Here is a 14,542-nt window from a genome sequence, read left to right as displayed (position 1 = left end):
CTCCGATTACTCGTAGCGAAGCGCTTCGACGGGATCGAGACGCGCCGCGCGACTGGCGGGCAGCATGCCGAAGAGAATACCGGTCACTGCACTGGCGCCGAGCGCCACGACAACGGCCATCGGTGGGATACTCGCCTCAATGGGCGTGAAGCTCCGGATGCCGAGCGCGCCCAGCCATCCCACGAACAGACCAATGGCACCGCCAATGCCGGTGAGCGTGGCCGCCTCCACCAGGAACTGCCAGAGAATCGTGGCCTTGGTCGCGCCGAGCGCTTTGCGCACACCGATTTCCCGGGTCCGTTCGGTGACTGAGATCATCATGATCGCGACGACACCAACGCCACCGACAATCAGGCCAACCGCCGACAGCGCGATCATGACCAAGAAGAACATGCCGAAGATGCTATTGTACGTGTCGAGCAACTTGTCCTGCGTGATGATGGCGAACGACGACTCGCCGCCCGGCCGCGTTCCGCGCATACCGCGCAGAGTGGCCGTCACGTCATCGAGGGCGATGTCACGCGCGACGCCTTCGCGTGGCTTGACCGCGAGCGAGATCCCGCTGGCTCGAGCCCCCACGTAGCGAATGAGCGACTGCACGGGAATCACGGCCTTCGGGCGTTCACCGCCCGACAGGAAGCTGCTGTTGTCCTTGTACACGCCGATCACTTCGAACGGCACGCCGTTCAGTGTGACCGACTTGCCGATCGGATCGGATCCATCGAACAGCCGCGTGGCCATCAGCGTGGTGATCACCGCGACGCGCGCGCCCGTACGCGCTTCGGCGCTCGTGAAGGCCCGACCCGGATATACTTCCGGGGCGCTGATCGTGGTCCACTCGGCACTGTAGCCTTCGATGCTCGCCGACGGCAATTCGCGCTCGCGATACTTGACCTTCGTCCCCCAATCCAGTCGCTCGCCCACGGACTCTATGCTTGGCAGGCGCCGAAGGCTTTCGATCTCGTTCGGGCGGATAGGCGGGTTACGGAGCCACGCGCAGGTACCGTCGGAGCCGTCACAATTTTCAAAACTGATCGGATAGCGAGATACGAAGAACGTCGTCGGCCCGGTACTCGCGAAGTCTCTGGCCACCGACTGATTGATACCGTGGATCGCGGCTGATATGGCGACCACGACGAACACACCCACGGCAATACCGAGAATCGTGAGACCGGCGCGAACTTTGTTCGCGCGTACGGCATCGAGCGCGATACGTACGCCCTCGGCGACGGCGGACAGGCGCGTAGTGAATGCAGACATGTGCTATTCCTGCCGCAGGGCCGTGATCGGATCCAGCCGCGACGCGCGACTGGCGGGATACACGCCGGACACCACACCGACGCCGGCACCTAGCGCGATTCCGACCACGATGGACCACGGTGCCACGCTGGCCGGCAGCGGAGAGAACGCCGAGATCCCTTCGGCGAGACCGATGCCGAGGGCGACGCCGATCGCCGAGCCCACGATGCCAAGGGTCGAAGCTTCGATCAGGAACTGCATCAGGATATCGCGACGCTTGGCACCGAGTGCTTTACGTATGCCGATTTCTCGTGTGCGTTCGGAGACGGCGACGAGCATGATGTTCATGATGACGATGGCACCGACCACGAGACCGATCGCGGGGAGCGCGATGCCGGCAAGCACGAGATAGCTCTTGATCTTGTTCCAGAACTCCAGCGCCGAGTCGGCGGTTTGCAGCGCAAAGTTGTCCTTCTGCGACGGACGGAGATGACGCTGCGCGCGCATCACCGACCGCACGATCTCCATGGTTTCGGTCATCGCCTCGGGGCTTGGCGACTGAATCGCCACCGCATCGACAATGTTCGGCCGCGAGTTGAGCAATCGGCGCGCCGGTGAACGCCACGACGTCACGATGAAGTTGTCGAACGACATACCGAATGCTTTGCCTTGCGACTCGGCCACACCAACCACGCGATAGGGGACGCCACCCATCTTGAGTTCGCGACCGAGCGGATCGAGACCGGGGAAAAGTCGTTCGGCGGCATCGATGCCGATCACCACCGACTTCTCACCACGGGAGAGCTCCTGCTCCGAGAGAATGCGGCCGGCGGTCACGCCGAGATTCTTCACGTCGAAATACTGACCATCCACCGCAAACACCCGCGTGGTACGCGGCTTCCCGCTGGTCGCGGAGGTGATGGCGACCTGATCTTCGCTGGTGATGTACCACTTGGCGTCGGTCGGTAGTGCGCTGGTGACCGGTGCAACATCGACTAGTTCGAGTCGTGGCCGTCGCCGGTACTCTTCCCAGGTGGCCTCATCCATGTCGCCGATGTTGATGTTGGGGCGACTGCGCAACTCGAACGTGTTGACGCCGATCAGCTTGCCGATCAGGTCCTCTTCCATGTACCGCCCCATCCCCTCGACGATCGAGACGACGGAGATCAGGAACATCACACCGATGCAGACACCGAGCAGCGTAAACGCGCTCTTGAGCTTCTGCACACGGATCGTGTTGAGGGCCAATCGAATGGCTTCGAAAAACTGCATGGGGAGAGCGCCTCGCGCCGCGTGGGGTCTGCGAGGATTTACGGCGTGCGCCGGTCAGAGTTTCGCCTTCCTGAGACCACAACGAGGCGCCCGGATACCGAGCGCCTCGTGGCGATACTACCGTGTGTCGGAACGACTCGCCGAACGTACTAGTGTACGCGCTCGCCGGAGATCTTGGCCGCGTACTGCGCGCGCGTTTCGTCGCTCGAGATGACGCCGTCGCGCAGCACGATGATGCGCTTGGCGTGCACGGCGATGTCCGGTTCGTGCGTGACCATGACGACGGTCTGTCCCTGCGTTGCGAGTTCCTCGAACACACGCATGATCTCTTCCGAGGTCTGCGAGTCGAGGTTACCCGTCGGCTCGTCGGCGAGCAGGATGGACGGGCGGTTCACGAGTGCACGGGCAATCGCGACGCGCTGACGCTGACCACCGGAGAGTTCGTTGGGCCGGTGATGCATACGCTGACCGAGTTGCACGCGCTCGAGTGCCTCGGTGGCGCGCTTCTTCCGCTCGTCGGCCGAAATGCCGGCGTAGACCAGCGGGAGTTCGACGTTCTGCAGCGCCGAGGCGCGGGGCAGGAGGTTGAAGGTCTGGAATACGAATCCGATTTCCTTGTTGCGCACGCGGGCGAGCGCATCGTCGGTCATCGTGCTCACCAGCATGCCGTTGAGCCAGTACTCACCTTCGTTCGGCGTGTCGAGGCAGCCGATGAGATTCATGAGCGTCGACTTGCCCGAGCCCGAGGGTCCCATGATGGCTACGTATTCGTTGCGCCGGATGGCGAGATCGACGCCGCGCAGTGCGCGGACGATTTCGCCACCCATGTCGTACTGTCGCTTCAGCTGACGGGTCACGATGACCCAGTCCTGTCCCGGGGCGGCACCAGCGGCGGTCGTAACCGCCTGGCGCTCCCCCGTGGTGCTGAGTCCGATATCGTCGAGAGTGTTGCTCACGGCTTCTTTCCGGTTGCTGGCGCCTTCTTCTCTTCCACCTTCGCCGTCTTGATCATGGCGCCGTCCTTGAGTTCACGGATCGCCTGATAGGTGCCGGCCACGATGGTCTCGCCGCTCTTCAGTCCGTCGAGCACTTCGAAATGACGTTCTCCGGCGATTCCGACCTTTACGGGGCGGAAGCTGACTTTGTTGTCGGTACCGACCACGAACACGCCTTCCACGTCACGCTTGCCGACTTCCTTCGCCGGCTGGCGGCCTACCGTCACGGCCGAGTCGCCGTTCGGGAGATTCTCGTTCTCACGCACCGTCAGGGCGATGATCGGGATGCTGAGCACCTTGGTCCGCGACGCCGTCACGATCTTCGCGGTCGCCGAGAAGTCGGGGCGGGTGTCCTGCGGCGGGTTCACGAGCTCGACGCGGACTTCGTAGTCGATCGCCTGGTCGCCGGTGTTGGCGGCAGCCGACTTCGTGACCGAGCTATTCGAGATTTCGACCACACGGCCCACAAAGGTGGTGTCCGGGAAGGCGTCGATCTGAATGAGGGCCGAGTCACCCACGCTGATGCGTGCGACGTCGGTCTCGTCGACCTTCACCTTCGTTTCGAGCACACTCATATCGCTGATCGTCATGAGGGTCGCCGCGTCCTTGTTCAGCGTACCCATGATCGCCGTTTCGCCTTCTTCGACGTTCAGGCGAGTGATTTTGCCGCTCATCGGCGCGGTGATCGTGGTGCGGTTGAGCGCCTGGCGGGCATCGCGCACCGAGGCCACGGCCTGGTCAACGCTGAAGCTGGCGGCCGCCGCCAATTCCTTGTTCACGTCGGCCTGCGTCTTGAGCTGCTCGAGCTGTTCGTCGCTGACGAGTTCCGGCGACTGCTGCTTGATCTTGAGCGAGCGCTCGTAGTTGCGCTGGGCCTGCAGCAGGCTCGCGCGGGACTGCGCCGACTGGGCACGCGACGACGCGAGAAACGCCTCGGAGCGCTGAAGGGCGGCCGTGACCTGCTCGGGGTCGATCTGCAACAGGAACTGGCCCTTCTTCACGATGTCACCTTCCTTCACGGAAAGACGCACGATCTTGCCGGTTACGTCGGCCGACACATCAACCTTGGTGCGCGGCTGGATCTGTCCGCTGGCCGTGACGGAGGCCACGAGGTCGCGGGCTTCAACGGCTTCGGTGCGCACTTCCACCGGCTTCGTGCTGTTCTTCTTCGCGCTGATCACTGCAAGGGCTGCAACGGCGATCACTACGACGCCGCCGATCCCGAACTTTACGCCTTTCGTCATGACTGGTCTCTGTTAGCGGATGGGACGGCCGACGGCATTTTCAAGCGCCGCGAATGCCCGTTGTACATCGTATACAGCAGTGATACGGTCGGTCTCGGCGCGCTCGTAGTCACCGCGGGCCTGTACGAGGTCCACGATGCTGATGGCGCCGACGCGATAGCGTTCCTGCGCCAGCGAGAGTGCGGTGCGCGCGGTGCGGACGTTCTGTTCCTGCAGCACGACGGTTTGCCGGGCCGTGCTCAGCGAGAGGTACGCCGACGTCACGTCGGCCGTGACGCGCAGCTCCTGTCCGCGCACATCATTCTGCGCATTGCGGCGCTGCACACTGGCCTGCTCGACCTGCTGCTCGCGACGCCAGCCGTTGAAGATCGGCAGCGAGAACGACGCCGACAGCGAGTACGGATTGCGCGTGAAGTCGAGCGGGTACTTGCTCTGCGCCGTGCGAATCGCGTCTTCCTGCGACGGCGTGAAGGTGATCGCATTACACTGGGCCAGATTGTTCGTGAGGCCGAGGCGATCGCGCACTTCCTCACTGCGAATGCACGAGGCTTTGGCGCCGAGCGTGCTGGCCTGGCTCTGGCTGATCAGCAGTCCCGTATTGGTGAAGCGGTTCGTGAAGGCCGAGACGTTGGCCGACAGCGAGAGCGACGGAAAGTACGCGCTGCGCGCCGACGCCTGCGAGCGGCGGGCCGACTCTTCACGGGCGCGGAACGAGCCGAGCGCCGGATTGGTGCGACGCGCCATTTCGAGAATGGCGGCGAGATCGATCGCCGGCGGGGCCGCGAGGTTGGCGTCGAGCTTTGCGTCGGGCGCGGCATCGATGCCGATCGCCTGGAAGAGCCGCACGATCTCGATGGCCGCCTGATTGCGCGCGTTCAGCGAGGCCACGCGCTGCTGTCCATCGGCCACTTCGGCGCGCTGCACGTCGAGCTGCGTGCCGGAACCGACCTGGAGACGCGCGCGGGCCAACTGCAACTGCGTCTGTGTGGTGGCCTGCAACGTATCCTGGAGGGCGGCGCGGGCCTGCGCCTGCAGCGCCGTGAGATACTGATTGGTGACTTCGTTGCGGACCCGCTGCTCGGCGGCGGCGATGTCGGCTTCGGTCGCGTTCTGATTGGCCTGTGCTGCGCGCTTGTCGTTCAGCGTGGCGAGCGAGAGCTGCAGGTTGGCGCTGACCGCCGCGTCGGTGGACAGCTGATCGTTCGTGGAACCGAATGCCTGACCCTGGAAAAAGGTCTGACGTCCTTCGCGATAGCCGCCGCCCAAGCTCGAATTCACACTGGGCAGGAACGCGCCTTTCGCGCTGCGGACGGCGGCTGCCGCCGTGCGTCGGGCATTGGTGGAGGTCTGCAGCGCAGGATTATTCCGGCGCGCGAGTGCGAGGGCGTCTGTCAACGTGATGACAGCCCCCGGAGCAGGGGCGGTCTGCGCCGCGGCGAGCGCCGGAACGGTCCCGACTGCAGCCAGGCCGAGCGCGAGCGCGAATGCGTGAATTCTCATGGGGACGAAGCGGGTGGAGGACATAGACAGGGGGGCGTACGCACCCCGAGCCGGGATGGTTTCAGCGAATAAGACCACGGAGTCCAGACGAAGGCTGGCCACGCGAGTCGACCGCGTCAGCGCGGCACGTCGTCTCGGAGGGCCTCGAGGTTACGCGCGGGAATCGAGAGTCGCAGCAATCGCCCCTCGGAGTCAGCCCAAACGAGCCGCACGTCGCCGCTGCTCGCCGCGACCCTCCACCGACGGGCTTCGCGTCGTGCGCCGGCCACGACGATCGTATCCGTGCTCGTCTCGAGTACGACACGGACGGCACCCTGGGTGTTGGCGATCGGGGTCAAACTGGGAAGCGTGACACCGGCGCCGTCGGTCAGCGTGCGGTCGCGCACCAGCAGCGCGTACTGCACGATCCCATCTTCCTCTATGACGACCGCGCCGGGACGCAAGAGATACTCGCGTGCCGCTTCGCCGGTCGAACTGCGGGCCAGCGTCGCGAAGCGGCCGCGTACCCGCTGACCGCCGAGGCGCAGCGTCACGTCGGCACCGCGTCGTTCCTCGACAGAGTAGCGGACAGGCGACCCGACCGAATCGGTCTCGAGGCGCATGGCGACCCGGCGATCGCCGATGGCGGATTCGGATCGCACTTCGAGCGTGCCGCCGTCCTGCGACGTGATCCGTTGCACCGAGAACTGCTCGCGTCCTGCGCGCTGTCCATTCAACAGCAGCGTGAAGCTGCCGACGTCGAGCCGCGCCTGCGCCGGCGGTTGCGCGCCTGATGCCGATGGCGTCGGCGCTGGCCACGGCGCCGCCAGCAGGGGAGCGGCGACCAGCATGGTGACGAACGGCAGTGCCAAGGGGGGAAGACGCCGGAGTCGGCGAAACAGGGGCATAGAGGAAAGATAACCGGACAGGGGCCGCCCCTTCGCCATGGTGGGGTTCGCGGGGTATTGTGGGGCCATGTTCTCCTCACCCCGCGCGCCGCGCGCCGATTCGTGGCCCTTGGGATGGGTCGCGTCGACCAGCACCGCGATCATCGCCTGCGCGCTCTGGCAGCAGGCGCCGGGTTGGGCGTCGCTGGTCGTGGCGCTCGTGGCGAGCGCGTGTGCGGTCTGGATGCTACCCACACTGCGACGCCCGCGTGGTCTTGCCGCGGCAACCGTCGCGCTACTCGCGATCACGGTCACCGTGGCGGTGGGCGAAACGGCAACACTCTTCTCCGTTCGTCGGGATTGGTCGGCGTGGTCGGCAGGAGAACGGGAGGATCGGGCGCAACGCGTGGCCGCCAGCCTGACCGACGTCGCGTCGACGTTACGTCGCGTCGCTGAAGAGCGGGTGCTGGACACGCTGAGCGTGGCGACGCCTCCGTTGGAGGGTGCCGTGGAGTCGGCGCTGCTGGTGTTCCGGAACGGCGCGCTGGTGGCGCGCGCGGGGCAGACCCGCACATCGATCATGCCAGGAGCACCAGTCGGTGTGCGTCTCGTGGACGGCGCCTTCCACACTTCATTAGTGGCCCGCGCCCGCTCTGCCGATGGGCGAGTTGAGGCCGTAGCGGTGGCGTTGGTGTCGTCAGCCCCGCCGGCGGATCGCTTTGCCCGGCCGCTGCTGCGCACGCTGTCCGGCCGTGTCGATGTGGCGCATACGATCATCGAATCACCTGACTCGACCAACGTGGCCGCCGGTTCGACGGTGGTGGTAGTGCCGGATGGACCGAATCGATTGGCGCGAGTACGGGCGCTCAGTTTCTCGGAGGGGGAGACCCAGCTCTCGCTGCTGCAGCGCGCACGAGCCCGTACCAATCTGTCGCTCGGCCTTGCGCTGCTCGGCATGCTCATCGGCGCGTGGCGCCGGCCAGCGCGCACCGGACAGCGGGTCGCGGCCGCCGCGGCGGCGGCGGTGCGCGCTCGCGATCGCGGTCGCGCCACTCACCGCGTTGTCGAACGTGTCCTCCCTGTTTGACCCCGCGAGCTATTTCGCGGCGATGGGTGGCCCACTCACGTCGAACGTGGCCGCGCTACTCATGACGACCGCGCTCGCCCTCGCCGTGCTGCTGCTCGTGCTGCGCACGTCGTTCCAGAGGCCGTCCCGATGGATCGCGGCGGCGGTCGTCATCATCGTCGCATCGGGCGGGCCGTTCCTGCTGCGCGATCTGGCCCGCGGCATCGCGCTGCCCGCAGCCGGCGCGGGTTTTGGGTTATGGATCGCGTGGCAGCTCGCGCTGGCGCTGGCCGGCGTATCTATTCTGCTCGCCGGCGCGGCGGCGGGGCAGGCCGCGCTCGGCCCGCGTCGCGGTCTGCCATCGAGCGTCGCTCCATTACTCGCCCTCATTACCGGCGTCATTGCACCGATCCTCTGGGATGCGCCGGGGGGATGGCCGTCGTGGTATCCGGCGCTTTGGGTGGCGGCGATCGGCTCGCTGGCGCTTACTCGGCGTGGCCTGGCGCAGGTCGCGGCGGCCGCGGTGGTGGCCGGCGCGGGAGCGGCAACGCTGACGTGGGGCGCAACCGTGCGCGCGCGGATGTCGCTCGCGCAGCACGACCTCGAGCGCATCGAAGCCGTCGACGAAAACGCGTATCGGCTGCTCGAACGGTTCGCGACGGCGATGCGTGAGGAAACGCGTCCGGTGCGCAGTACCGACGCGCTGCTGCGACGCTATGCCGCGAGTGAACTCGCGCTCGCCGGCTATCCGGCGCGATTGGCACGCTGGGTGCCGGGCAACACCACCACACCGGTGTCTGAGCTCTCCCTCGCGCCGGTGAACGATACGATCGGCGCGCAGGCGGTGATCGCGACAATGGCGCGCGAGAGCGGGGTTGTGGAAATCCGCGCCGTCGGTGACGGACCGACCACGTTGCTGGTGGCCGCCGTTCCCGCGCCGGATAGTGTCGTGACGACCATCGCCGTGCCGCCTCGCACGCGTCTGTTGCCGCTCGATCCGTTCGCGGCGTTCACCGGCGTCACCGGGGCGCGCGGCACCGAGGCGCCCTACCGGCTGGCGCTGGCCGTGCCCTTGGCCGGCGATACAATCGCGCATCCGCTCGAATGGCGTCGACGTGGCGACGCGATGCACGCCGATGGCGTGGCCGGTGCGGGCATCGACGTGCGGCGTGTGCACGTGGAAGTGGATCTCCGCACCCTCGACGTACTGCTGCCGCGAGGCGCCCTGCTGGTGTTGCTCGATGTCATCGCCGTCATGCTGCTCTGGTCGGCTACCGCGCTCGCCGATGGTGCCCTAGGTCGCCTGCTGCGATTGCGTCGCGTGCGGTGGTCGCGTTCGTACCGCGTGCGATTGAGCGGCGCGCTGCTCGCGTTCTTTATCGTACCGGCGACGATCTTCGCCGCCTGGGCATGGTACCGACTCCAGGACGATGATCGCGCCGCGCGCGAGTTGCTCGTTCGTGAAACGCTGCGCGTCGCTGCCGCCGAACAAGAGCAACGATCGGTGGGGACGGCTCCCTCGAGTACCGGCGCGCCGTTGTTCCTGTATCGCGACGGACAGCTCGTCACGGCCAGCGATTCGTTGCTCGATGCCCTCGCGCCTCTTGGTCGATTGCTGCCGGTTTCGCTTGGCACGGGCGACTACCGGACGGACGACTTCGGCTCCGACGACGTGTTCACGACTCGACGCATCGTCGTCGGCGACGCGCGCACGCTGGTGGGCTTCCGGTATCTCGCGCCGTCCAGTCCATCGGTCCTGGCCACACCGGCGCGCGGCGATGAGTTTGCGCTCGATGCCCGTCGCGAAGATCTCGGTATCCTGCTGCTCTTCGCGACGATGCTCGGCGCGTTGGCCGCGCTCTGGTCAAGTGGGCTCGCTGCGCGGTCGTTGGCGCGGCCGGTGGGAGCGCTGCGCGAGGCGGCGCTGGCCATTGCCGCCGGTGGACGTGCACCCGCCCTCGGCACCGCGCCCGCCACGGAATTTGCGCCGGTGTATCGAGCATTCGGCCGGATGGCGGATGATCTCGCCACCAGTCGCGCGGCACTCGAAGCGGCGCAACGCCGCACCGAGGCCGTGCTTCAGCACGTGGCCAGCGGTGTGCTGGCGTTACGGTCCGCATCGAGTGGGGCCGCGCCCGGTGGCGATATCCTGATCGCGAATCCGCGGGCGGAGGCCATGCTCGGCGTGTCGCTACGCACGACTGGGGTCGCGCTGCAATCCTTGCCGGTCACGCTCGCCCCACTCGTGGAGCGCTCCAAGGCGTTTCTGACGAGCACGAATGACGAAGAAGCATTCGAGCTGTTGGTGCTTGGCCGGCAGATGCGCGCGCGACTCACGCGGCTGCCGAGCGGTGCGGTGCTGACCCTCGACGACGTAACCGAACTCGCATCGGCGCAACGCGTGCTCGCGTGGGGGGAAATGGCGCGGCAGGTCGCGCACGAAATCAAGAATCCGCTCACGCCGATTCGTCTCGGCGTGCAGCATTTGTTGCGCGCGTATCGCGACAAGCGCGGCGATTTCGGCGTGATCCTCGATACCAACGTGTCACGGGTGCTGGCCGAGATCGATCATCTCGATGAGATCGCGCGGGCGTTCAGCCGGTACGGCACCGCGCCCGAGGATCGCACACCGGCGGTGCCGGTGGATGTCGCGGCGGTGGTGCTGGACGTGATGGCGTTGGAGCGATTGGGCGAAGACGGAGAGCGCGAGGCCGGGATACGCTGGCACATCGACGCCCCCGAGCCGGGGGCCGAGCAGGTCGTGGCCCTGGCCCAGCGGGACGAACTGAAGGAAGTGCTGCTGAACGTGCTCGAGAACGCCAGGCTGGCCGATGCCGGAACGGTGTCGGTGAACGTGGAAGGAACGGCCACGCACGTGGTAATCGACGTGAAAGACGATGGCACGGGCATCCCCGCCGACGTCTTGCCGCAGGTGTTCGAGCCGCACTTCTCGACGCGGACGAGCGGGAGCGGCCTGGGGTTGGCCATCAGCCGCCGGCTGATCGAAGGGTGGGGCGGGACGATCGGGCTGACGAGCACTCCGGGGGCAGGAACGACGGTTCGACTTACGCTCCGACGCGCAACTAGCTCCTGACCAGCACATGACTTCGCTCGGGGCATTAAACTGTCTGCCATGAGTCAGTCCACGCCTCTTCCCGACCATCGGCAAACCACGTCGCCGGCGCCGCATCTCGAGGCGTGGTCGTTGCCCCCCGGCTGGTCGTGGGGGCACGAGGCGATCCAGCGCGAGCATCGGCACTATCAGGAAGTGATCGACGCGCTCGGGCGTTCGCTGTCGCTGGTGAGTGCGCCGGATTCGAGTCAAGACGAGTGGCTGAAGAACGAGGCGCGCGCACTCGCTCACCGCAATCACCCGTCGATCCCCACGACGTACCACTACTGGGCCTCGTATCAGGAGAGCCGTCGTGGTCCGGGCTATCTTCGCCGCTGGATCGGTGGGGAAACCGTGTATTCGCGCGTGACCCGGTTGGGGCCTGAAGCGATCCCGTTCGCGCTGCAGGTGCTGCGCGAGGCCGGGAGCACGCTCGCCTATCTACACGACACCGGCGCCGCGCACGGGGCGATCTCGGCGAGCACCATCTGGCTCACGCCGGGTGGACGACTCTGGGTGCTGGGTTGGGAATGGGTGCTGCCGCGCGATCAGCGTCCGGCCGGGTTCCAGCCCGACGCCGCTTACACGCCCTGGCCGCCGGAGTGGTCGGACGCCGAGTGGCGCCCGACGCCGGCGTCGGATCAGTGGCAGCTGGCGGCGATGCTGTTCACGATGCTGACCGGCGAGACGCCGCCAGAGCACGACGTGCCGCCCATTTCCCTGCTGCGCCCGGACTGTCCGCAGGCCTTGGCGGCGGTGCTGGAGCGTTCACTGGCGCCGAAGCCGGAAGACCGGTTCCCGAGCATCGCAGCGATGTTGCGTGACATGGACCGCCACGTGTCGGTCCGGCAGGTGATGATCGCGCCCGAGGGAGACGAGTTGCCGCCGGCGCTCGACTCGGCGGAAGCGCGACTGCGCTGGGCCACGGCCGACGACTACGAAATTCTGTCGCCGCTCGGTAGCGGCATGTTCGGTAGCGTGTGGCGCGCGCGCGACCTGTCGCTGTCGCGCGAAGTGGCCATCAAGGTGCTGCATCCGCACATCGCCAAGGACGACACGGCGGTGGCGCGCTTCCGTCGTGAAGCACGACTCGCGGCGCAGCTTGCGCACGCGGCCATCGTGCCGATCTACGATACCGATAGTCGCGGCGACATTGTGTGGTACACGATGGAGCTGGCCGAAGGCGGATCGGTGGCCAGTCTCGTGTCGCGCAGTGGACCGCGTCAGTTCGAAGAAATCGCGCCGCAGGTGGATGAAGTGCTCGAAGCGCTGCATGCCGCGCACACGAGCGGCATCATTCACCGCGATCTGAAGCCGGAGAATATTCTCATCGATCGGTATCGCCGGTGGCGGATCGGTGACTTCGGTATCGCGTACGCCCTCGGTGAAGAAGGTGCCGGCACTTCGGGCACGCCGTCGTTCGCCGCGCCGGAGCAATTGCTCGGTGAGGCGCAGGGGCCGGCCACCGACTGCTATGCGCTGGCGAGCATCGTCTATTTCGTCATCACCGGACGCGCGCCGTTCGGCGACGGACCAGCGGAGACGATTCTGGCGCAGCAGCTGTCCGGCACGTTGCCGGCACGACTCGAGGAAGATGGTTTCCCCGAAGCGCTCGGTGGGTGGCTGTTGAACGGACTGGCGGCGCGGGTGGAGGATCGCTTTGCGGATGCCCTCGAAATGCGTATCGCTTGGCGACAGGTGGTGCGCGCGACGCGCCGTGCGGAAGATCAGCGTCCGTGGTGGCGGAGACTCATCGAGGGGCTTCAGGAAGACGAGCCCGTCGAACCGCCTTCGGGTTGGTGAATTCGCGGAATCCGAGTGGGCCGAGTTCGCGGCCCATTCCGGATTGCTTGACGCCGCCGAACGGATAACGCGGGTCCGACACCACCATCTCGTTCACGAACACCATGCCGGCGTCGATCGCTTCGATGCATTGCGTGGCGAGCGCCGGATCGCGCGTCCACACACTGGCCCCCAGTCCGAAGGGTGTGTCGTTGGCTTTGATGATCGCCGTGTCGATATCGGCCACGCGAAACACCGACGCCACCGGGCCGAACAGCTCTTCGCGCGACGCCGGCGCGTCGTCGGGAATGTCCACCAGCACCGTGGGCGGATAGAAGAATCCGGCGAGTCCTTCGGCCGAGCCACCCACGAGGGCACGCGCGCCCGCCGCGATCGAGTCGGCCACCTGCTTCGCGAGGCCATCGCGCACGCTCTCGGTGGCGATCGGCCCGATCTGCGTGGCTTCATCGCGCGGATCGCCAACGCGCAGGTCGCGCATGCCCTTCACGAAGTGCTCGAGAAACTCGTCGTACACGGCGTCGCACACGATGAAGCGCTTCGCCGCAATACACGACTGTCCCGAGTTCACGGTGCGGGCGGCCACGGCTTGTGCGGCGGCGAGTGCGACGTCGGCGTCAGGGAGCACGATGAAGGGATCACTGCCGCCCAGCTCGAGCACGACTTTCTTGAGATGCTGTCCTGCCACCGACGCCACGTGTCGGCCGGCGCGATCGCTGCCGGTCAGCGTCACGCCCGCGATGCGATCATCGGCGATGACCCCATCGAGTGCCTCGACCTCGATGAATGCCATATGGCACGGCGCGTCAGGCATCGATGCATCGTCAGTCCGTGCGGCTGCGCGTGCTTCAGCGAAACACGTATCGAGCAATCGCGCGCCACCGGGCACGGAGCCGGCGGGCTTGATCAGCACCCCGTTGCCGGCCAACAACGTGGGCACGGCAAATCGCAGCGCCTGCCAGTACGGAAAATTCCACGGCATGATGGCGAGCAGTGACCCAAGCGGCGCGTACTGAACGCGTACATCGCTCACACTATCGTGAAGGATCACGTCATCGGACAGCGCGGCCTGCGCCAGCGCCGGTGCCTGGTCGCACAGCGAGACGCACTTGTCGACTTCCGCGCGGGCGGCCACGATCGGCTTGCCCATCTCGAGCGAGAGCCACTCAGCCAGCGCTTCACGATGCCCGTGCAAGGCCTTGCCGAGCGCCGTCACGAATTGCGCCCGCTGTGCGTGGCTGGTGTGACGCCACTGCTGCTGTTGGCGATGCACGCGTTCGATCAACGCCTCGCGTTCGAACGGCGTGAGCGGCGGGAACTCATACAAGGCGATGCCGGTCGCCGGATTCACTGCGCGGAATGTCATACAAACAACCTCGGCGCCTGCCCCTGTCAGGGTCAAGCGCCGAGGTGAGCTGTGCTGCGCGTGCCCATGGGCGCGTGCCGAT

General features: G+C 66.4%; 10 protein-coding genes. 3 read left to right on the top strand and 7 right to left on the bottom strand.

Annotated elements, in window-relative coordinates; all coding sequences use genetic code 11:
* Window positions 1–6: 6 nt before the first annotated feature.
* From HKW67_RS08705 to HKW67_RS08680, 6 genes are all read right to left on the bottom strand, one after another.
* Complete coding sequence (locus tag HKW67_RS08705; protein WP_171225013.1) at window positions 7–1,260, bottom strand: ABC transporter permease; 1,254 nt, start codon at window positions 1,258–1,260, stop codon at window positions 7–9.
* 3 nt (window positions 1,261–1,263) lie between these two features.
* Window positions 1,264–2,511 carry an ABC transporter permease gene (locus HKW67_RS08700; protein WP_171225012.1) on the bottom strand — a complete coding sequence of 416 codons (1,248 nt, stop codon included), beginning with the start codon at window positions 2,509–2,511 and terminating at the stop codon, window positions 1,264–1,266.
* A 149-nt stretch (window positions 2,512–2,660) separates the two neighbouring features.
* The gene (locus HKW67_RS08695) at window positions 2,661–3,467 is read right to left on the bottom strand and encodes an ABC transporter ATP-binding protein (protein ID WP_330998932.1); all 807 of its coding nucleotides are present in this window, start codon (window positions 3,465–3,467) and stop codon (window positions 2,661–2,663) included.
* Window positions 3,464–4,750, bottom strand: a complete 1,287-nt coding sequence (locus HKW67_RS08690; protein WP_171225011.1) for an efflux RND transporter periplasmic adaptor subunit — start codon at window positions 4,748–4,750, stop codon at window positions 3,464–3,466. The genes HKW67_RS08695 and HKW67_RS08690 overlap by 4 nt, the downstream gene beginning before the upstream one ends.
* A 12-nt stretch (window positions 4,751–4,762) precedes the next feature.
* Complete coding sequence (locus tag HKW67_RS08685) at window positions 4,763–6,250, bottom strand: TolC family protein (RefSeq protein ID WP_171225010.1); 1,488 nt, start codon at window positions 6,248–6,250, stop codon at window positions 4,763–4,765.
* 116 nt (window positions 6,251–6,366) lie between these two features.
* On the bottom strand, window positions 6,367–7,137 hold the full coding sequence (locus HKW67_RS08680) for a hypothetical protein (RefSeq protein WP_171225009.1): 771 nt from the start codon (window positions 7,135–7,137) through the stop codon (window positions 6,367–6,369).
* Window positions 7,138–7,204: 67 nt separating this feature from the next.
* On the opposite strand from HKW67_RS08680, the gene HKW67_RS08675 reads away from it, so the two are divergent.
* From HKW67_RS08675 to HKW67_RS08665, 3 genes are read left to right on the top strand one after another with little or no spacing between them, the layout of a single operon-like run.
* Entirely contained in the window at window positions 7,205–8,203 is a 999-nt protein-coding gene (locus HKW67_RS08675; protein WP_171225008.1) for a hypothetical protein, read from the top strand.
* Window positions 8,187–11,276 carry an ATP-binding protein gene (locus HKW67_RS08670; RefSeq protein ID WP_171225007.1) on the top strand — a complete coding sequence of 1,030 codons (3,090 nt, stop codon included), beginning with the start codon at window positions 8,187–8,189 and terminating at the stop codon, window positions 11,274–11,276. Before HKW67_RS08675 ends, HKW67_RS08670 begins: the two co-directional genes overlap by 17 nt.
* Before the next feature lie 39 nt (window positions 11,277–11,315).
* Window positions 11,316–13,097, top strand: a complete 1,782-nt coding sequence (locus HKW67_RS08665; RefSeq protein ID WP_171225006.1) for a protein kinase domain-containing protein — start codon at window positions 11,316–11,318, stop codon at window positions 13,095–13,097.
* Here HKW67_RS08665 and HKW67_RS08660 read toward each other — a convergent pair.
* On the bottom strand, window positions 13,045–14,460 hold the full coding sequence (locus HKW67_RS08660) for an aldehyde dehydrogenase family protein (protein ID WP_171225005.1): 1,416 nt from the start codon (window positions 14,458–14,460) through the stop codon (window positions 13,045–13,047). The genes HKW67_RS08665 and HKW67_RS08660 overlap by 53 nt on opposite strands.
* Between the last annotated feature and the right edge of the window lie 82 nt (window positions 14,461–14,542).

This window comes from Gemmatimonas groenlandica, from assembly GCF_013004105.1.
GTDB lineage: Bacteria > Gemmatimonadota > Gemmatimonadetes > Gemmatimonadales > Gemmatimonadaceae > Gemmatimonas > Gemmatimonas groenlandica.
Note: the sequence above shows the minus strand (reverse complement) of the source record. Positions and strands in the feature narration are given on the sequence as shown.

What these genes read in the sequence shown, in the direction of transcription:
- HKW67_RS08700 (WP_171225012.1), bottom strand. Translation starts at nt 2,511, where the DNA reads ATGCAGTTTTTCGAAGCCATTCGATTGGCCCTCAACACGATCCGTGTG.
- HKW67_RS08680 (WP_171225009.1), bottom strand. Translation starts at nt 7,137, where the DNA reads ATGCCCCTGTTTCGCCGACTCCGGCGTCTTCCCCCCTTGGCACTGCCG.
- HKW67_RS08665 (WP_171225006.1), top strand. Translation starts at nt 11,316, where the DNA reads ATGAGTCAGTCCACGCCTCTTCCCGACCATCGGCAAACCACGTCGCCG.
- HKW67_RS08690 (WP_171225011.1), bottom strand. Translation starts at nt 4,750, where the DNA reads ATGACGAAAGGCGTAAAGTTCGGGATCGGCGGCGTCGTAGTGATCGCC.
- HKW67_RS08705 (WP_171225013.1), bottom strand. Translation starts at nt 1,260, where the DNA reads ATGTCTGCATTCACTACGCGCCTGTCCGCCGTCGCCGAGGGCGTACGT.
- HKW67_RS08660 (WP_171225005.1), bottom strand. Translation starts at nt 14,460, where the DNA reads ATGACATTCCGCGCAGTGAATCCGGCGACCGGCATCGCCTTGTATGAG.
- HKW67_RS08675 (WP_171225008.1), top strand. Translation starts at nt 7,205, where the DNA reads ATGTTCTCCTCACCCCGCGCGCCGCGCGCCGATTCGTGGCCCTTGGGA.
- HKW67_RS08685 (WP_171225010.1), bottom strand. Translation starts at nt 6,250, where the DNA reads ATGAGAATTCACGCATTCGCGCTCGCGCTCGGCCTGGCTGCAGTCGGG.